Origin of the sequence: Streptomyces sp. NPDC048290 (assembly GCF_040652095.1) — a bacterium.
Lineage (GTDB): Bacteria > Actinomycetota > Actinomycetes > Streptomycetales > Streptomycetaceae > Streptomyces.
Genome location: NZ_JBEZLM010000001.1, coordinates 84,146 through 101,280 on the forward strand (window position 1 = coordinate 84,146; position 17,135 = coordinate 101,280).

A 17,135-nucleotide genomic window follows, 5' to 3' on the forward strand; every position below is an offset into this window, starting at 1 on the left:
GGCGGGCGTCTTCTGGAATTCCAGCGAACGCCGGTGAATGCCGGTGAATGCCGGTGAATGCCGTGTCAAGTGCCGGGGATTTCATCCGTCAGGTTCCCGGGCGGAAATTGCCCGGACCCGCTGGAATTCCCGCGCGAAAGGCCCGCCGCGCTGTCGCGTGGCGGGCCGTTGCGGAGGGGGGAGCCCCAGGGGCCGGGGGGCCGGGGGGAGCCCCAGGGGACAGGGGGACGTGGGGGGGGCGGGTCAGGCGGGGACCGCCACGACGAGGCTCGTGGGCGACCGGGTCGGCAGCGTCTCCTGGTGCCGGAACCCGGCCTTCTCGAACAGCTCCACGAACTGCGCCTCGGTGCGCACCTGCCCGGTGAGCAGCGACAGCATCACGATGTCCTCGAACTTGCCGAAGTGCGGTGTGTCGCCCTCCGGCAGCACCTCGTCGACGACGATCAGCCGTCCGGAGTCGCCGAGCGCCCGCCGGACGTTGCGCAGGATGGTGACGGCGTCCTCGTCGTCCCAGTCGTGCAGGGTCCAGCACAGCACGTACACGTCCCCGCCCTCCGGGACGGACTCCAGGAAGTCGCCGCCGACGCACTCCGCGCGGTCCGCCACGCCGAGGCCGGTGAGCACGGCCCGCGCCTCGGGGACCACCCGGGGCAGGTCGTGGACCACGGCGGTGAGCCGCGGGTACCGCTGGAGCAGGGCCCCCACCAGCTGTCCGTGGCCGCCGCCGACATCGACCACATGGCGGGCGTCGGACAGGTCGTAGACGTCCAGGACACTGGAGTTGACCATGACCGACATGCTGGCCATGGCCCGGTTGAACTGCTCGGCCCGCTCCGGGTGGGCGGCGATGTAGGTCCACCAGTCGCTGCCGTGCAGGTCGTCGAAAGCGGGCCTACCGGTGCGCAGACTGTGCGCCAGCGCGCCGAACGACCGCTGCCGCTCGGGCAGTCCGACATAGCGGGCCAGGTCCCGCATCGAGCCGGGCACATCGCTGCGCAGGGTCGCGGCGAGCGGGGTGAGGGCGAAGGTCTCCGGCTCCACCTCGGTGAACACCCCGACGCTGGCCAGCGCCCGCAGCCCCCGGTAGAGGGCGCCGGGGTGGGTGCCGGTGCGGGCGGCGATGTCGTCGACATGCCGTGTCTCGTCGCCCACGGCGTCGGCGACGCCCAGTTCGGCGACGGCCAGGATCAGCTGGCTGACCAGCGAGCTGTAGAGCATCTCGTACATCCTGACCGGCGGTGGTACCTCGTTCGCAGGGTCGGACACGGTCGGGTGGACGGTCATGGTGTGCGCTCCTCCTCCGCCTGTGCGGCCGGATCGGTAGGGGGTGTACGGCAGGGTCGGCGTGGTCCGGGCCCAGTCTCCGGGCGGCGCCCGGGGCGGGACATCACGTGTTCGCGTGAACTGCCGTGGGGACGGGGCCGCGCGCGGTCACGCGGTGCCGTCCAGGGAGAGTTCCTCGTGCGCCAGCACCTGGCGGGTCAGCTCCACCCGGCTGGTCACGCCCAGCTTGGTGAAGCTGTGCCGCAGATGGCTGTCCACGGTGTGCCGGGACAGGAACAGCCGCTCGGCGACCTCCCGGTTGGTCAGCCCCTCGGCGACCAGCCGGACGACCCGCAGTTCGGACGGTGTCAGCCGCTCCCAGCGGGCCCGGGGCCCGCCTCCCGGATCGGGCGCGTCCCGGTCGCCCCGGCCGGGCTCGGGGCGTGGGCGGCGCACGGCCAGCGCGCGCAGGCTGGTGCGCACCCGCAGGGCGTCGCCGCGGGCGCCGAGGGACTGGTAGCGGCCGAGCGCCTCGTTGAGCAGGGCCGTCGCGGCGGCCCGGCCGCCCCGGGCGGCCTCCGCCCCGGCGAGGTCCTCGGTGGCGGCGGCCAGCGCGAGCGGCCGGGGCCCGGACCGGTAGTAGCCGACGGCGGTACGCAGCCGCCGTACGTCACCGCCGAGGACGCCCTCGGCGTGCGCGACGGCGGCGAGCGCGGTGAGCACCGTCGGGTTGCGGGCGGCGACCAGCCGGGCGGCCTCGGTGACGGCGGCGGCCCGCGCGGGGTCGCCGCCGTCCAGTGCCGTCCGCACCAGGAGGGCGCCCGCGTGCGGCTCCCGGGTGAGCAGCAGGGGCCGCTTGGGCAGCGCCGAGCAGACCTCGGCGAGGGCCTCGGCGGCGGTTCCGGGCTCCTCGTCCTCTCGGTGCAGCAGCGCGGTCACCCAGGCCAGGTCCTCCAGCGCGGCCCCGGCGGCACCGGCCGACAGGGGGCCCGCGCGGTCCAGGTGGCGGCGGGCGAGCGGCAGGTCCCCGGTGTGCAGCGCGACCCGGACCCGCAGCGCCAGCGGCGCCACACCGAGCGAGGGCACGGCGAGCCGCTCGGCGACCCGTACGGCTTCGGCGGCCTCGGCGTCGGCGTCGGCGAGCCGGCCCGCGGCGAGGGCGAGTTCGGCCCGGTGGTGGTGCCACATCGGGGGCACCCAGTGCAGGGCGGGGTGGCCGCCGGACGGGGCGTGGTCCCGGGCGAGGAGCGCCGCCGCCTGGTCGAACTCGTCGGTGGCGGTGAGGGCGACGGCCAGCCACAGCCGGTGGTGGTCGGCGTCGGCGCCCCGGCCCTGGGCGTCCCGCAGGGCCTCGCGGGCACGGGCGGCGACCTGCTCGTGCAGTCCCTGCGCGTGGGCGGCGGAGTACCACATGGTGGTGCGGTGGAGCGGTTCGGTGGGCCGTGCGGGGCGCGGGTCCGTGACGGGACAGGGCACGGGCGCCGGTGTGCCGCCGCCCGGAGCGTCGCCCAGGGTGTCGCCCGGGGCGCGGAAGGTCCCGGCGCCCATCAGATGGACGGCGTCGGCGATGAGTTCGGGCAGCAGCGGGCCGTCCCGGTCCCGTCCGGGGACCTCCGGCCCCGGCGGGCCGGTCACGGGGGGCGCCCCCGCGCGGGCGGACCGGCGCGGGGCGAGCGGGTCGGGCACGGGCCCCGGCGGTACGGCGGCGGGGCCGCGGGCGAGGACCAGGTGGTCGATGAACTGCGGGGCGGCGCCGCCCTCGCGCCACACCACCGTGGCCGCCTCCCGGTGCAGGGCGGCCCGTACGGGTCCGGGGAGCCGGTCGTAGAGCACCTCGCGGACCACGTCGTGCCGGAAGACGACGGCCGGGCCGTCCTCCACCAGGACGGAGGCGTCGAGCAGTTCACCGATCTGCGGGAGCAGGTCCACGGGAGCGCGGCCGAGCAGCGCGGCGGCCTCATGGACCGTGCAGCGCGGGCCGAGGACGGCCAGCGCGTCCAGGAGGCGCCGGCTCTCCGGGGTCAGGTCGCGCAGATGGTGCTCGACGGCGGACCGGAAGGCGGGCGCCGGTGTGCCGTCGGTGAGGGTGGCGACGGCGCCCGGTCCGCCCGGGGTCCGGACCCGTCCGTCGGCCAGCGCGGTGGACAGGAGTTCGGTGAGCAGGTAGGGGTTGCCGCCCGCGCGGGCGGCCAGCGCGAGGACGTCGTCACCGGGGCGGGCGCCCAGCACCTCGGCGGCCAGCGCGGCGACCGCGTCCGGGGACAGCGGCTCCAGCCGGTGGCGGGCGGCGCCGTCCCGTGCCGTCCGGTCGAAGGCGTCCTGGACGGGGCCGCGCGCCAGCAGCCACAGCACGGGCAGGTCGGCGGTGGCGCGGATCAGCCGGTGCAGGGCGGTCGCGGAGCGGTCGTCGGTGTGGTGGGCGTCGTCCAGCGCCACCAGGAGCGAGGTGGCGCGGGCGGCCGTCGCGAGGAACCCGGCGATCCGGTCGGTCGGCTCCACGGGGTCGTGGTCGGCGCGGGCGGTCAGCGGGGCGAGCAGCGCCGACGGCACGGTGTCCCGCAGCAGGGCGCGCAAGGTGCCGTACGGGGCCGCCCGGTCGGCGCGGGTGGCCTCGGCGGTGGCCACGGCCGTGCCCCGGGCGCGGGCGAACCGGACGGCCGCCCGCAGCAGCGCGCTCTTCCCGGTGCCCGTGGCGCCCTCGACGACGGCACACCGTCCCGGGCCCGTCGCGGTGTCCTCGATGGCCCGGCGTATCTCGTAAAGGATTTCCTCACGGCCCGGCAGCGCGGGCACGGCGGATAGCATGTCGTCCCCGTCCGACTGAAGTCCCCAGGTGTCGCATCCGTAGTGGTGCGAACTACCCGTGAAGTAAAGCCGAAAAGGCCCGGGAACGGCCCGGACGGTGACTTCCGGGCGACGTCGGGAACATCTCCGTCCACCGGAGAAGAGGACGTTCCGGAGATCTTCTCCGGTGGGCCCGCGCCCGATTCCCGAATCTCTCCGGGTGGCCGGAATTCATGGGCCGGGGCGCGGACTCACGGGAACCGTCACACGTCCGGGAGTTCCGGCCGCCGTCGCGGGCCGCCGGGAATGGCCGGTATGGGACGGCCGGGTCAGCGGGTGTCCGGGCGGCGGGCCACGAACACGAACTCCCGTCCGGGCCGGTCCGGGGCGTCCCGGACGCCCTCCAGCACGAAGCCGTACTCCGTCAGGTCCGCCACCACGTCCGCGCGCTCCCGGAACCGCAGCGTCGAATGGGAGAGCAGGGTCTCACCGGTCGCCCGGAAGACGTACGTGCCACGGAAGGTGACCAGCGGGCCGTCGACGGCGATCAGGTCGATCCAGTGCTCGACGGGTCCGGTGCCGGGGACGTCGACGACCGTGTGGGTGTGCGCGCGGTCCCACTCCCGCCAGGCCCGGCGCGCCGGGTCCCGGGTCTCGAACACCAGCCGCCCGCCCGGCCGCAGCGCCCGGTACGCGCCGCGCAGGGTCCGCGCCCAGTCCCCCGGGTCGAGGACGGCCTGTGCCGCGTTGCCGGTCATCACGGCGAGATCGGCGCCGAGCGGCCCGGCCGCGCCCGCGTCGCCGTGCACCCAGCGCACCCGCCCGGCACCGGGCTTGGCCCGCGCCGCGTCCAGCGAGGCGAGCGCCGGATCGACGCCCACCACGTCCAGGCCGCGCCCGGCCAGCAGCAGCGCGAGCACACCCGTGCCGCACCCGATGTCCAGGACCCGGCGCGCCCCGAACTCCCCGGCCATCGCGAGATAGGCGTCCAGGTCGTCGCGGTCGGCCTCCAGCACGTCGTAGAGCGGAACGAGCCGGGGATCGGAGAACAGGGCGTCGGGCATGGGCAGGACCGTAGAGAGCGCGGCGGACGGGGGCAACGAGATTTCCACGACGGCGCTCCCCCACGTGTCCGATTCATTCAAGACCGCCGCCCGCCGGGCCGCCTACGGTGGCCGCATGACTCCACGTTTCGACGCCATCGGCCTGGTCGTCTCCGACATGGCCGCCTCCGTCGCCTTCTACCGGCGGCTCGGGTTCGCCTTCCCCGACGGGGCGGAGACCGCCCCCCACGCGGAGGCGCCGCTGCCCGGCGGGCTGCGCCTGCTGCTGGACACCGAGGACGGCGTCCGCTCCTTCCACCCCGACTTCGACCCGCCCACCGGCTCCCGCCACTCCCTGGCCCTCCGGTGCGACGACCCCGCAGACGTGGACCGGGTCTACGCCGACCTCCTCGCCGCCGGCCACCACGGCGAACTCGCCCCCTGGGACGCCCCCTGGGGCCAGCGCTACGCGGTCGCGCACGACCCGGACGGCCACGGCGTGGACCTGTTCGCCCCACTGAAGACGACCGGGTGAACCGGCACCACCGCCGGGGCCTGCCGTACGGCTCGCCCCGGCGGACGACCGGGTGATCCGGCTCCGGCACCGGGGCCTGTCGTACGGCCCGTCCGGGCGCTGCTCGCACCCTGGCCGCGCCACCGTCGACACCTTCCAGCTGGAGCAAGCGTTCACCGAGGCGGGCCGCCCCCGGCCACGCCACCGTCGACCCCCCCTCCTCCGCCCCACGCCCCGACACGCCCGACCCGGCCGACAAGCCACCGCCGCTGGCGGCGAGAACGCTCCGCTCCGGACGACCGCGGTCCTAGCCGTCGCCGAGCAGCTCCCCCAGTGGGACCCCCGTGAGGTCCTTGACGTCCCGGGACAGATGGGCCTGGTCGGCGTAGCCGGCGCGGGCGGCGGTCTCGGCGTACGGGACGCCCGCGCGGGCCAGGGCCAGGGCCCGCTGGAGGCGCAGCACCCGGGCGAGGGTCTTGGGTCCGTAGCCGAAGGCGGCGAGGGAGCGGCGGTGCAACTGGCGGGCGCCCAGGCCGAGCCGGTCGGCGGTGGCGGCGACCGGGCGGCCCGCGCGCAGGGCGGCGACCAGCGCGCGCAGCGCCGGGTCGGGCGGGGCGGCCCGCCCGAGCGCCAGGTCCTCCAGGGCGGTGGCGGGGTCGGCGGCGGCGGAGAGGCGGGCGGACAGCGCGCGGACCTCGGTGGCGGGCCACAGCTCGGCGAGCGGGACGCGGCGGTCGCGGAGTTCGTGGGCGGGGACACCGAGCAGGGCGGGCGCGGTGCCGGGGGCGAGCCGTAGACCGGTCCAGGGGCCGGTGGCGGTGGAGCGGTGGGCCCGGGTGTCGGGGCCCGCGACCAGGAGCGTGCCGTCGTGCCAGAGCAGGTCCATGCATCCGTCGGGCAGCACCCGTCCGGTGCCGGGGCGGTCCGACGGGGTGAGCGTCCACACGACCGCGCCGGTCAGCCGGGACACCCGTTCCTCATACACGTGTGCCAGGCTACGCCGCCCGGGTGCGGTGCTCCTGGGGGCTGATCCCGTACACCCGTTTGAAGGCGCTGGACAGGGCGAAGGGGCTGCCGTAGCCGACCTGGCGGGCGATGGTCTCCAGGGTGTCGGCGCTGTCGCGGAGCCGGTCCGCGGCGAGCGCGAGCCGCCAGCCGGTGAGGTACGTCATCACCGGCTCGCCGACGAGGTCGGTGAAGCGGCGGGCGAGGGCGGCGCGGGAGACCCCGGCTTTCGCGGCGAGGGCGGCGACCGTCCAGGGGTGCGCGGGGTCGTCCTGGACCAGCCGCAGCACCCGGCCGACGACCGGGTCGCCGAGCGCCCGGTACCAGGCGGGGGCGGCGGACTCGGGGCGCGCGAACCAGGCCCGCAGCGTGGCGATGACCAGCAGGTCGAGCAGCCGGTCGAGGACGACCTCCTGTCCCGGCTCGTCGCGGGTGATCTCGACCAGGAGCAGCGGGACGAGGGGGCCGCCGTCCGCGTCCGGGCGGAGGCTGAGCAGCGGGGGCAGGGCGTCCAGCAGCCGGGCGCTGACCTCGCCGGGCCACAGATAGGTGCCGATCACCATGACCGTGGCGCCGTCGAACCGGTCGCCCCAGGCACGGACGCCGAGGTCCATGGAGCCGTTGAGGGCGCGGCCGTCGGGGTAGTGGCATTCCCCGCCGGGCAGGATCAGCGCCTGCGGCGCGGTGCCGGGGTCGTCGGCGCAGGTGTAGGGGGCGGGGCCGCGGGCGACGGCCACGTCCCCGGCGCGCAGCCGGAGCGGCTCCCCGGTGTCGGGCAGCACCCAGGCGTCCCCGCGCGCCATCACCATCACGGTCAGCGGCGCCCGGTCCTCCACCCGCACCGCCCAGGGCGGGTCGAAGCCCGCCCGGATCATGAAGGCGCCCCGCGCGCGGGGGCCCTCCAGCAGACCGGCGAGTGCGTCCATGGCGCCAGCGTAGACGGGCGCTTATGGGCGTGAGCCGTTCGCCGATGGCCGCCGCGGACGGGCGGGCGTTGACTTGAGCCATGACACAAAAGACACACGACGAGACGACAGTGCTGGTCACGGGGGCTTCGGGCCGTTCGGGGCGCCGGGTGGCGCAGGCGGCCCGCGCGGCGGGGCTCACCGTACGGGAGGCGTCCCGGGCCACGGGCTTCGACTGGAACGACCGGGCGACCTGGGCGGACGCCCTGCGGGGCGCGGACGCGGCGTTCCTGGTGCACCCGGCGGACGTGGGCGCGCCGGAGGCGACCCTGTCGGTCGGGCTGCTGGCCCACGAGGCGGTGGCCCTCGGGGTGCGGCGGCTGGTCCTGCTGTCCGCGCGGGGCGAGGCGCAGGCCCGGCCCACGGAGGAGGCGCTGCGCGAGTCGGGGGCGGACTGGACGGTGGTGCGGGCCGCGTGGTTCATGCAGAACTTCAGCGAGGGGCCGCTGGCGGACGAGGTGCGGGGCGGCGGGCTGGTCTTCCCGGCGGGCGACGCCGGGGAGCCGTTCGTGGATCTGCGGGACGTGGCGGACGTGGTGACGGCGGTCCTGACGGCGGGCGACACCTATGCGGGCGCGGCCGTCGACGTGTCCGGCGGCCGGTTGCTGACCTTCGGCGAGGCGGTCGCGGAGATCGCCGCGGCCACGGGACGTCCCCTGACGTACCGCACGGTCCCCCCGGCACAGTACGCGGGCGACCTCACCGCGTTCGGCGTCCCCCCGGAGCAGGCCGCGTTCCTGGTGGAGGTCTTCGAGGGCCTCCTGGACGGCCGTAACGCGTATGTCTCCGAGGGCATCCCGAAGATCCTGGGCCGCGAGCCCCGCTCGTTCACGTCGTTCGTGCGGGAGTCGGCGGCGGCGGGGGTGTGGGCGGGGTAGCGACACGCGTCCCCGCTCCCCCTGGGGGCCGTCACCTGTCCCGCCGCTCCCCCTCCTCCGGTGTCTTGCTCCCCGGGGTCTTCGCGTGGGTGCGGAAGCGGGACGTGACGTCCTCCGGGGGGAGGAAGCGGGACCAGCGTTCGGGGAACTCCGAGGGCATGTCGGGGTCGTCGGGGTCGTCGGGCTGCGCCGCGCGGGCCGCCTTGGCGCGGGCCACGTACTCCTCGACCTGGGCCTCGCGGATACGTTCGTTGGCGGCGCGGGCTGCGGCGGTCGCGGCGGCCGGCCAGACCCGGTCGATGGCCGCGTTGACGGCGGCGCCGACCAGCACCGCGAAGGCGGACACCCCGATCCACAGCAGTACGGCGACGGCGGCGGCGAGCGAGCCGTAGATCGTGGCGCCCTCCACGGTGCTCGTCAGGTAGATACGGAGCAGGAAGCTGCCGAGCACCCACATGCCGAGCGCCACCAGCGCGCCGGGGACGTCCTCGATCCAGGGCGAGCGGACCGGCACGGAGACGTGGTACAGCGTGGTGAGGAAGGCGATCGACAGCAGGATGACGACGGGCCAGTACAGCACTTGGACGAGCGTCGTCGACCAGGGCAGCACCCGCAGCACCGCGTCCGGCCCGGCCACCATCAGCGGCAGGGCGATCGAGCCGACCAGCAGCGCCACCAGGAAGAGCAGAAACGCCAGGAGGCGGGTCTTCACGATGCCGCGCACCCCGTCGAGGCCGTACATCACGGTGATGGTGTCGATGAAGACGTTCACCGCGCGCGAGCCGGACCACAGGGCGAACAGGAAACCTATGGAGATGACGTCGGGGCGTCCGCCGCGCATGACGTCGTCCAGGATCGGCTTGGCGATCTCGGTGACGCCCTTGTCGGACAGGACCGTGCGGGACGCCTCCAGCAGATTGGCCTCCAGACTGGAGATGGTGTCGGTGCCGGTCCAGTCGTCGACGTAGCCGAGCAGTCCGATCATGCTCAGCAGCAGCGGGGGCACCGAGAGCAGGGTGAAGAACGCGGCCTCGGCGGCGAGTCCGAGGATGCGGTACTCGATGCAGGAGTTGACGGTGTCCTTGACGAGCAGCCAGGCGGTCCTTCGTTTGGAGACGTTCCGGTAGAGGGCACGCGCGCGATGCAGACGGCCGGAGGAAGACGGGGGGCCCGGCGTCTGAGTGGGGTCACTGACTGGCTGCACGACCCAAAGGTATCCGTCTGGCCAGGCATCACTCACCCAGGTGGGGGGCCGGAAGCGGAAGCCGTGTCCCCGGACCGGACGATTCCCTACCCCACGGTAGGTTCCGGGCCATGCCACGCACCACACACACCGTCGTCAACCAGCCGCCCCCGCTCACCGGGTACGACGTCTACACGGCCGACCGGGCGCTGACCGCCGCGGTCGAACGCCATGTCGAACCGGAATCCGTCGCGGGGGTCCGTGCCGAGCTGACCACCCTGGGCCGGGCCGCCGGGTCCGCGCAGGTGCAGGAGTGGGGCGCGCAGGCGAACGCGTTCCCGCCGCGGCTGCGCACACACGACCGTTTCGGCCACCGTGTCGACGAGGTGGAGTTCCATCCGGCGTGGCACCGGCTGCTCGGCAAGGGCGTGTCGGCGGGGCTGACCTCGTCCTGGACCCGGCCGGGCGGGCAGGTGCGGCGCGCGGCGGCGTTCCTGGTGTGGACGCAGGTGGAGGCGGGGAACACCTGTCCGCTGTCGATGACCCACGCGGCGGTGCACGCGCTGCGCGCCGATCCCGGGCTGGCGGCGGTGTGGGAGCCGCTGCTGACCTCGGAGGTGTACGACCGGGGGCCCGGCCCGGCGGAGCGGAAGGCGGGCGCGCTGATCGGGATGTGCCTGACGGAGAAGCAGGGCGGCACCGACGTACGGGGCAACACGACCCGGGCGCGTCCGCTGGCGGAGGACGGGACGTACGAGCTGACCGGGCACAAGTGGTTCTGCTCGGCGCCGATGTCGGACGGTTTCCTGGTGCTGGCGCAGGCGCCGCAGGGCCCGACGTGCTTCCTGGTGCCGCGGGTGCTGGCCGACGGGTCCCGGAACGTGTTCCTGCTCCAGCGGCTCAAGGACAAGCTGGGCAATCGGTCCAACGCCTCCGCCGAGGTCGAGTTCGACGGCACCTGGGGGCGCCGGGTGGGCCCGGAGGGGCGGGGCGTGGCGACCATGATGCGGATGGTGACGGCGACCCGGCTGGACTGCGCGCTGGGTTCGGCGGCGCAGATGCGGCAGGCGGTGGCGCAGGCGGTGCACCACTGCGCGCACCGCTGGGCGTTCGGCGGCCCGCTGCGGGACCGTCCGCTGATGCGCAATGTGCTGGCGGATCTGGCGCTGGAGTCGGAGGCGGCGACGACGCTGACCCTGCGGCTGGCGGCGGCCTGCGACGACGGCGGCGAGCAGGCGCGGGCGCTGCTGCGCCTCGCGGTGCCGCTGGCCAAGTACTGGGTGACCAAGCGGTGTCCGCCGTTGGTGGTGGAGGCCGCCGAGTGTCTGGGCGGAAACGGTTATGTGGAGGAGTCGGGGCTGCCCACGCTGGTGCGGGAGTCGCCGCTGAACTCGGTGTGGGACGGAGCGGGGAACGTGCAGGCGCTGGATGTGCTGCGGGCGCTGCGGCGTGAACCGGCCGTGCTGGACGCCTATCTGCGGGAGGTCGGTGCGGCGCGGGGCGCGGACCACCGGCTGGACCGGGCGGTGAAGGACCTGCTGGGCGAACTGGCCGATCTGGCGGGGGTGGAGGCGCGGGCGCGGCGGCTGACCGAGCGGCTGGCGCTGGTGCTCCAGGGCTCGCTGCTGGTGCGGTTCGCGCCATCGGCGGTGGCCGACGCGTTCTGTGCGGCACGGCTGGGCGGTGAGGGCGGGGCGTCGTTCGGCACGCTGCCGCACACGCTGCCGCTCGGGGAGCTGGTGGAGCGGGCGCTCCCGGTCGGCTGACCCGGGGCGCCCGGCGGACCCGCTCCGGCCTGGGGGTTCGCCGGGTGGCCCGGAGTGGCGGAGGTGGTGCTGCGCCGACACGGCACCACCCCCGCGACGATGGCCCGGACAACGCGGCCACGAACGCCCGCAGGGGCGCCGTGGTGAGAGTTTCAGCCACCCCGGTGGCGATCACCAGGGTTGCAGAGGGTTGCAAGGTTGAACGCATATGTGCGCGGACTGTGCCCGTCCATTACCTCCCGCCGGGCAGTATGGGACGGACGACGGAACGCGACCGGAAAGCGCCGGAAAGCGCCGTAGAGCGCCGGAGAGCTTCGGTACCGGCGTCTGGCATCCGGTGGCGCACAGGGCTCTGCGGGGAGGACACCAGTGGGGAAGGCGCCGACACACGTGAGGCAACTCGCCGCCGTGGACGCGGCGCGCGCGGCCCGGATCCTCAGCGAGGTGCGGGACGCGCGGCTGGCCGGACGGCACCCGCGGATCGCGCCCCGCCCGGTGATCGAGCAGTCCTGGGGCCGGATGCTGCGCGTCGGGGTCGACCCGGACGGCGGCGTCCGCCCGGGGGTGCTGAGCGGCGACGAGGTGCTGCGGCGCCGGGAGTCCTCCCCGCTGCGCGAGGTGCTGCCGGTGCTGCGCCAGGGTCTGCTGTCGGTCGCGGACACCGCCCGGCACATCATGGTGGTGGCCGACGAGGACGGCCGGGTGCTGTGGCGGGAGGGCAGCGCGCCGGTGCTGCGCAAGGCGGACGGACTGGGCTTCGCGCCGGGCGCCGACTGGCGGGAGGACGTGGTGGGCACCAACGGCGTCGGCACCCCGGCCGTCGTCCGCCGCCCGGTGCAGGTGTTCGCCTCCGAGCACTTCGTCGCCAGCCACGCCGAGTGGACCTGCGCCGGGGCGCCGATCACCGATCCGCGCGACGGCCGGCTGCTGGGCGTGGTCGACATCAGCGGCCCGCTGGAGACCATGCACCCGGCGACCCTGGCGTGGGTCGACGCGGTGGCCAAGCTGGCCGAGGCCCGGCTGCGGGAGCGGCACAGCGGGGAGCTGGACCGGCTGCGGGCGGTGGCCGCGCCGCTGCTGGCCCGGGTCGGCGGGCGGGCGGTGGCGGTGGACCGGGACGGCTGGACGGCGGCGGTGACCGGGATGCCGTACCCGGGGCGGGTCGCGCTGCCCAGGGACTGCGCGCCGGGACGGCACCTGGTGCCGGGGCTCGGGATGTGCGGGGTGGAGCCGCTGGGCGACGGCTGGCTGCTGCGGATCGCGGACGAGCCGCTGCCCGAGGACAGCGCGCGGATCGTGCTGGACCTGACCCGGGCGCGGGGCTGGACGGTGGCGGTCTCCGGCGGCGCGGGCACCTGGACCCGGGAGCTGAGCCCGCGCCACGCCGAGTTGCTCTACCTTCTCGCGATCCACCGGAAGGGCCGTAGCGCGGCGGGGCTCGCGACGGACATGTTCGGCGACCCGGGACGCACGGTGACCGTCCGCGCGGAGCTGTCCCGCGTCCGGCGTTACCTCGGCTGCCTGCTGGAACATCGGCCGTATCGTTTCTGCGAACGGGCCGAGGTGACGTTGCTGCTGCCCCGTGACCCCGGCGATCTGCTGCCCGCCTCCACCGCGCCCGCGGTGATCGGCGCACGGCATTTTGCGGCGTCTTCCTCCGCGGACACGGTCACCTGACGTAGCATCCCTACGGGCCACCCCACCTGCTCCTCCGTCAACGTACGGATCATCAGGCGCAGTTGGCCCGGCCTCGGGAGGATCGATGAAGCAACGCGGCAGACACCGTCGGCGTACACGGGGCAGGGCGCTGCGCGCCACCCTGGCCGGAACCGCGCTGGCGCTCACCGCCACCGCCACCCTGATCAGCGCCTCCCAGGCCACCAGCGGTGACGATCCGGGCCCGCTCAAGCCGCTGTCCGCCAACGTCACCGCCTCCCTGGGGCTGGCCGAGGACCCGGTGCCCGGCGCCGCCCTGGACCGGCTCTCCGCCGAACTGGGCGCCCCGGTCGGGGTGAGCACCGTCCTGGCCGAGCCCGAGGGCACACTGCGCGACGCCGAGCAGTGTCCGTCCGGCGACCGGGCCGCGCTGCCGGTCTCCCCGGCCGCCACCCGCGCCTACTGCTGGGACCCGGCCGACACCCGCGGCTGGCGGCCCGGCGCGGTCACCACCTCCGGCGACGCCGACGACGACGGCCGCTGGGGACAGCACAAGGTGATCCTGTCCGGCTGGTCGGGCCGGGGCTCCGCCGCCGATCTCGCCCGGGTCGCCTTCGTCGACGCGGACGACTTCGCCCGCCCCGACTTCTCCTGGGCCCTGCTGGTCGTCCCGGTCGACGGCGGCCGTGACTACCGGGGCCTGTTCTCCCAGCTGACCGGCATGGTCTGGTACGGCGACAAGCTGGTCGTCACCACCACCGACGGCGACGCCGACGCGCTGTACGTCTTCGATCTGGACCGCATCCACCGCACCACGGTCGCCGCGCGGGACGTCGGCCGGGTCGCGGACGGCTGGTCGGCGGCCGGACAGCGGTTCGTGCTGCCCGCCGTCGCCACCTACCGGGCCACCGGCACCGGCGGCGCTCAGCCCGACGTCCTCTCCCTGGACCGCAGCACCGCGCCCGACAGCCTGGTCGCCGGTGAGTCGGTGCCCACCGGCGCCGAGCACGGCAGCCGTCTGTGGCGCTATCCGCTGGCCGCCGAGGACTCCGTCACCGGCCCGCTGGCCACCGGCACGGACGGACGGGCCGCCCCCGAGGAGGCGTACCGGACCAAGGCCACCGGGGTGCGCGGGGTGCTGTCCCACCAGTCGGGCTGGTATCTCACCCGGCCCGCCGACCCGAGCGACCACAACGGCAGCCTCTGGCGCCAGGACGACGACGGGGCGAAGGCCGCCCAGTGCGGCGCGGAGGAACTGCGCCACTGCTGGAGCGGACCGGCCGCGCCGCTGTCGTACTGGGAGGCGACGGGCGAGCTGTGGTCCCAGTCGGGCCGCACCCTGTTCGCCCTCCCGCTGGCCTCGGTGGACGGGGCGCTGGGCTGACCGCGCCTGCCCCGTCCCCTCCCCCGCGCGAGCCCCGGGTGACAGACCCGTCCACCGGATGATTCCCTGACCGGCATGAGCAACATCGCCGTGACCACCTGGTCCCTGGAGCAGACCGACCGCTCGGATCTGCTGCCCGCCGCCGCGCCCGAGGGCGACGTGCGTGTCGTCCGCGCCGAGGTCCCCTCCCCCGAGTTCAGCCGCTTCCTTTACGCCTCCGTGGGCCAGGACATCCGCTGGACCGACCGGCTCGGCTGGACGTACGAGCAGTGGCGGGCGCAGTTGGAGCAGCCCGGGGTGGAGACCTGGGTGGCCTACGACCGGGGCACACCCGGCGGATATGTGGAGCTGACGCCGGGCGACGACGGGGTGGTGGAGATCGAGTACTTCGGCCTGATCCCGGCCTTCCGGGGCCGCCGGATCGGCGGTCATCTGCTGTCGTACGGCACCGCCCGTGCCTGGGATCTCGCCGAGCGGTGGCCGGGACTCGCGGTCACCAAGCGGGTGTGGCTGCACACCTGTAGCAAGGACGGGGAGCATGCGATGGACAACTACCTGCGGCGGGGGTTCACGCTGTTCGACACCAAGGTCGAGGAGGAGCGGGAGGTGGCGACGCCCGGCCCCTGGCCTGGTGCGTACCCTGCCTGACCTGCGTCGACAAGCCCCGCTGCGGGCCATGTGACCGATCACACCCTTGTCTCACTCTACGAGACAAGGGTGTCCGCATCTCGGATAATGCTGGACTGTGCCAAGAACGCCATGCCACGCTTCCGTCATGTCTGGAACTGGAATCGCCTTGGTGAGCCGACGGCACGTCGACCTCGGCCGTATGTCCAGCGCCATCTGTCCGGTGGGCTGACCGCTTCAGCACCGCCGTCCCCTCCGCGTCACCCCTTCCTTTGCGCAAAGTCGCGCAAGCCTGCTGCCATGCGCCCGTACGCGCAGGCCAGAGCGCTTTCCGCCGGTCCCGAAGGACGTATTCACCATGGCCGCCTCCCCTGACAAGCCCGCCGCATCCGCGCCCCGCCGCAAGGTGAGCCGTCACCGTGGCGAGGGCCAGTGGGCCGTCGGACATCACACCCCGCTCAACGGGAACGAGCAGTTCAAGAAGGATGACGACGGTCTCAATGTACGGACACGTATTGAGACGATCTACTCCCGGCGCGGCTTCGACTCCATCGACCCCAACGATCTGCGCGGCCGGATGCGCTGGTGGGGCCTCTACACCCAGCGCAAGCCCGGGATCGACGGCGGCAAGACCGCGATCCTGGAGCCGGAGGAGCTGGACGACAAGTACTTCATGCTGCGGGTCCGCATCGACGGCGGCCGGCTGACCACCCGCCAGCTGCGGGTGATCGGCGAGATCTCGCAGGAGTTCGCGCGCGGCACCGCCGACCTCACCGACCGGCAGAACGTGCAGTACCACTGGATCCGGATCGAGGACGTGCCGGAGATCTGGAACCGGCTGGAGGCGGTGGGCCTGTCCACCACCGAGGCGTGCGGCGACACCCCCCGGGTGATCCTGGGCTCGCCGGTCGCCGGGATCGCCGCCGACGAGATCATCGACGGCACCCCCGCCATCGAGGAGATCCAGCGCCGGGTCATCGGCAACAAGGAGTTCTCCAACCTGCCCCGCAAGTTCAAGTCCGCGATCTCCGGCTCGCCGCTGCTGGACGTGGCGCACGAGATCAACGACATCGCCTTCGTCGGGGTGGACCACCCCGAGCACGGCCCCGGCTTCGACCTCTGGGTCGGCGGCGGGCTGTCCACCAACCCCAAGATCGGGGTCCGGCTGGGCGCCTGGGTCCCGCTGGCCGAGGTCCCCGAGGTCTACGAGGGCGTCATCGCCATCTTCCGCGACTACGGCTACCGGCGGCTGCGCACCCGCGCCCGGCTGAAGTTCCTGGTCGCCGACTGGGGCGCGGAGAAGTTCCGCCAGGTCCTGGAGGACGAGTACCTCAAGCGCCCGCTGACCGACGGGCCCGCCCCGGCCCAGCCCGTCGAGCGCTGGCGCGACCACGTGGGCGCCCACCGGCAGAAGGACGGCCTCTACTACGTCGGGTTCGCGCCGCGCGTCGGACGGGTCGACGGGGCCACCCTCACCAAGATCGCCGAGCTGGCCGAGGCGCATGGCTCGGGCCGGGTGCGGACCACCGCCGAGCAGAAGATGATCGTGCTCGACATCCCCGAGGAGCAGGTCGCCTCGCTGACCGAGGGGCTGGAGGCGCTGGATCTGACGGTCACTCCGTCGCCGTTCCGGCGTGGCACGATGGCCTGCACCGGGATCGAGTTCTGCAAGCTGGCCATCGTCGAGACCAAGGCGCGCGGTGCCTCGCTGATCGACGAACTGGAGCGCCGGATGCCGGAGTTCGCCGAGCCGATCACCATCAACCTCAACGGCTGCCCCAACGCCTGCGCCCGTATCCAGGTGGCGGACATCGGTCTCAAGGGGCAGTTGGTCCTGAACGAAGCGGGCGAGCAGGTCGAGGGCTACCAGGTGCACCTGGGCGGCGCGCTCGGTCTGGAGGCCGGGTTCGGCCGCAAGGTGCGCGGGCTGAAGGTCACCTCCGACGAACTGCCCGACTATGTCGAGCGGGTGCTGAAGCGGTTCGAGGCGGAGCGCGAGGACGGCGAGCGGTTCGCCGTCTGGGCGGCCCGCGCCTCCGAGGAGGCCCTGTCATGAGCACCGTGTCC

Annotated in this window: 14 protein-coding genes; 8 read left to right on the forward strand and 6 right to left on the reverse strand. The window is 74.5% G+C overall.

Features of this window, described 5'->3' with window-relative positions; all coding sequences use genetic code 11:
- Positions 1–243 precede the first annotated feature (243 nt).
- The 3 genes from AB0D49_RS00320 to AB0D49_RS00330 form a co-directional block, all read right to left on the reverse strand.
- Positions 244–1,284: a methyltransferase gene (locus AB0D49_RS00320; protein WP_362748232.1), complete on the reverse strand. Its 1,041-nt coding sequence runs from the start codon at positions 1,282–1,284 to the stop codon at positions 244–246.
- Positions 1,285–1,431: 147 nt separating this feature from the next.
- Positions 1,432–4,056, reverse strand: a complete 2,625-nt coding sequence (locus AB0D49_RS00325) for an AAA family ATPase (RefSeq protein ID WP_362748235.1) — start codon at positions 4,054–4,056, stop codon at positions 1,432–1,434.
- 320 nt (positions 4,057–4,376) lie between these two features.
- Positions 4,377–5,111 (reverse strand): class I SAM-dependent methyltransferase, encoded by a 735-nt coding sequence (locus AB0D49_RS00330; protein ID WP_362748238.1) that lies wholly within the window; start codon positions 5,109–5,111, stop codon positions 4,377–4,379.
- Positions 5,112–5,226: 115 nt separating this feature from the next.
- Here AB0D49_RS00330 and AB0D49_RS00335 point away from each other — a divergent pair, with 115 nt between their 5' ends.
- The gene (locus tag AB0D49_RS00335) at positions 5,227–5,625 is read left to right on the forward strand and encodes a VOC family protein (protein ID WP_362748241.1); all 399 of its coding nucleotides are present in this window, start codon (positions 5,227–5,229) and stop codon (positions 5,623–5,625) included.
- A gap of 286 nt (positions 5,626–5,911) precedes the next feature.
- Here AB0D49_RS00335 and AB0D49_RS00340 read toward each other — a convergent pair whose 3' ends face one another.
- Together AB0D49_RS00340 and AB0D49_RS00345 are read right to left on the reverse strand one after the other, a co-directional pair.
- A complete protein-coding gene (locus AB0D49_RS00340; protein ID WP_362748244.1) occupies positions 5,912–6,589 on the reverse strand; it encodes a helix-turn-helix transcriptional regulator in 678 nt (225 codons plus the stop codon).
- A 10-nt stretch (positions 6,590–6,599) separates the two neighbouring features.
- On the reverse strand, positions 6,600–7,535 hold the full coding sequence (locus tag AB0D49_RS00345; RefSeq protein WP_362748247.1) for an AraC family transcriptional regulator: 936 nt from the start codon (positions 7,533–7,535) through the stop codon (positions 6,600–6,602).
- 80 nt (positions 7,536–7,615) lie between these two features.
- Between AB0D49_RS00345 and AB0D49_RS00350 the strand changes: the two genes are divergently transcribed.
- Positions 7,616–8,452, forward strand: a complete 837-nt coding sequence (locus AB0D49_RS00350; RefSeq protein WP_362748250.1) for an NmrA family NAD(P)-binding protein — start codon at positions 7,616–7,618, stop codon at positions 8,450–8,452.
- Positions 8,453–8,483: 31 nt separating this feature from the next.
- On the opposite strand, the gene AB0D49_RS00355 is transcribed toward AB0D49_RS00350, so the two are convergent.
- Positions 8,484–9,656 carry a YihY/virulence factor BrkB family protein gene (locus tag AB0D49_RS00355; RefSeq protein ID WP_362748253.1) on the reverse strand — a complete coding sequence of 391 codons (1,173 nt, stop codon included), beginning with the start codon at positions 9,654–9,656 and terminating at the stop codon, positions 8,484–8,486.
- Between the two features lie 110 nt (positions 9,657–9,766).
- On the opposite strand from AB0D49_RS00355, the gene AB0D49_RS00360 reads away from it, so the two are divergent.
- The 6 genes from AB0D49_RS00360 (at position 9,767) to AB0D49_RS00385 (ending at position 17,124) form a co-directional block, all read left to right on the forward strand.
- On the forward strand, positions 9,767–11,401 hold the full coding sequence (locus AB0D49_RS00360) for an acyl-CoA dehydrogenase family protein (protein ID WP_362748256.1): 1,635 nt from the start codon (positions 9,767–9,769) through the stop codon (positions 11,399–11,401).
- Positions 11,402–11,791: 390 nt separating this feature from the next.
- Positions 11,792–13,078 (forward strand): GAF domain-containing protein, encoded by a 1,287-nt coding sequence (locus AB0D49_RS00365; RefSeq protein WP_362748259.1) that lies wholly within the window; start codon positions 11,792–11,794, stop codon positions 13,076–13,078.
- Positions 13,079–13,163: 85 nt separating this feature from the next.
- On the forward strand, positions 13,164–14,441 hold the full coding sequence (locus AB0D49_RS00370) for a hypothetical protein (protein WP_362748262.1): 1,278 nt from the start codon (positions 13,164–13,166) through the stop codon (positions 14,439–14,441).
- A gap of 75 nt (positions 14,442–14,516) precedes the next feature.
- Positions 14,517–15,089, forward strand: coding sequence for a GNAT family N-acetyltransferase (locus tag AB0D49_RS00375; protein WP_362748265.1), 573 nt, complete (start codon positions 14,517–14,519; stop codon positions 15,087–15,089).
- A 127-nt stretch (positions 15,090–15,216) separates the two neighbouring features.
- Positions 15,217–15,300 (forward strand): putative leader peptide, encoded by an 84-nt coding sequence (locus tag AB0D49_RS00380; RefSeq protein ID WP_350969053.1) that lies wholly within the window; start codon positions 15,217–15,219, stop codon positions 15,298–15,300.
- 126 nt (positions 15,301–15,426) lie between these two features.
- Complete coding sequence (locus tag AB0D49_RS00385) at positions 15,427–17,124, forward strand: nitrite/sulfite reductase (RefSeq protein ID WP_362748268.1); 1,698 nt, start codon at positions 15,427–15,429, stop codon at positions 17,122–17,124.
- Positions 17,125–17,135: the final 11 nt, after the last annotated feature.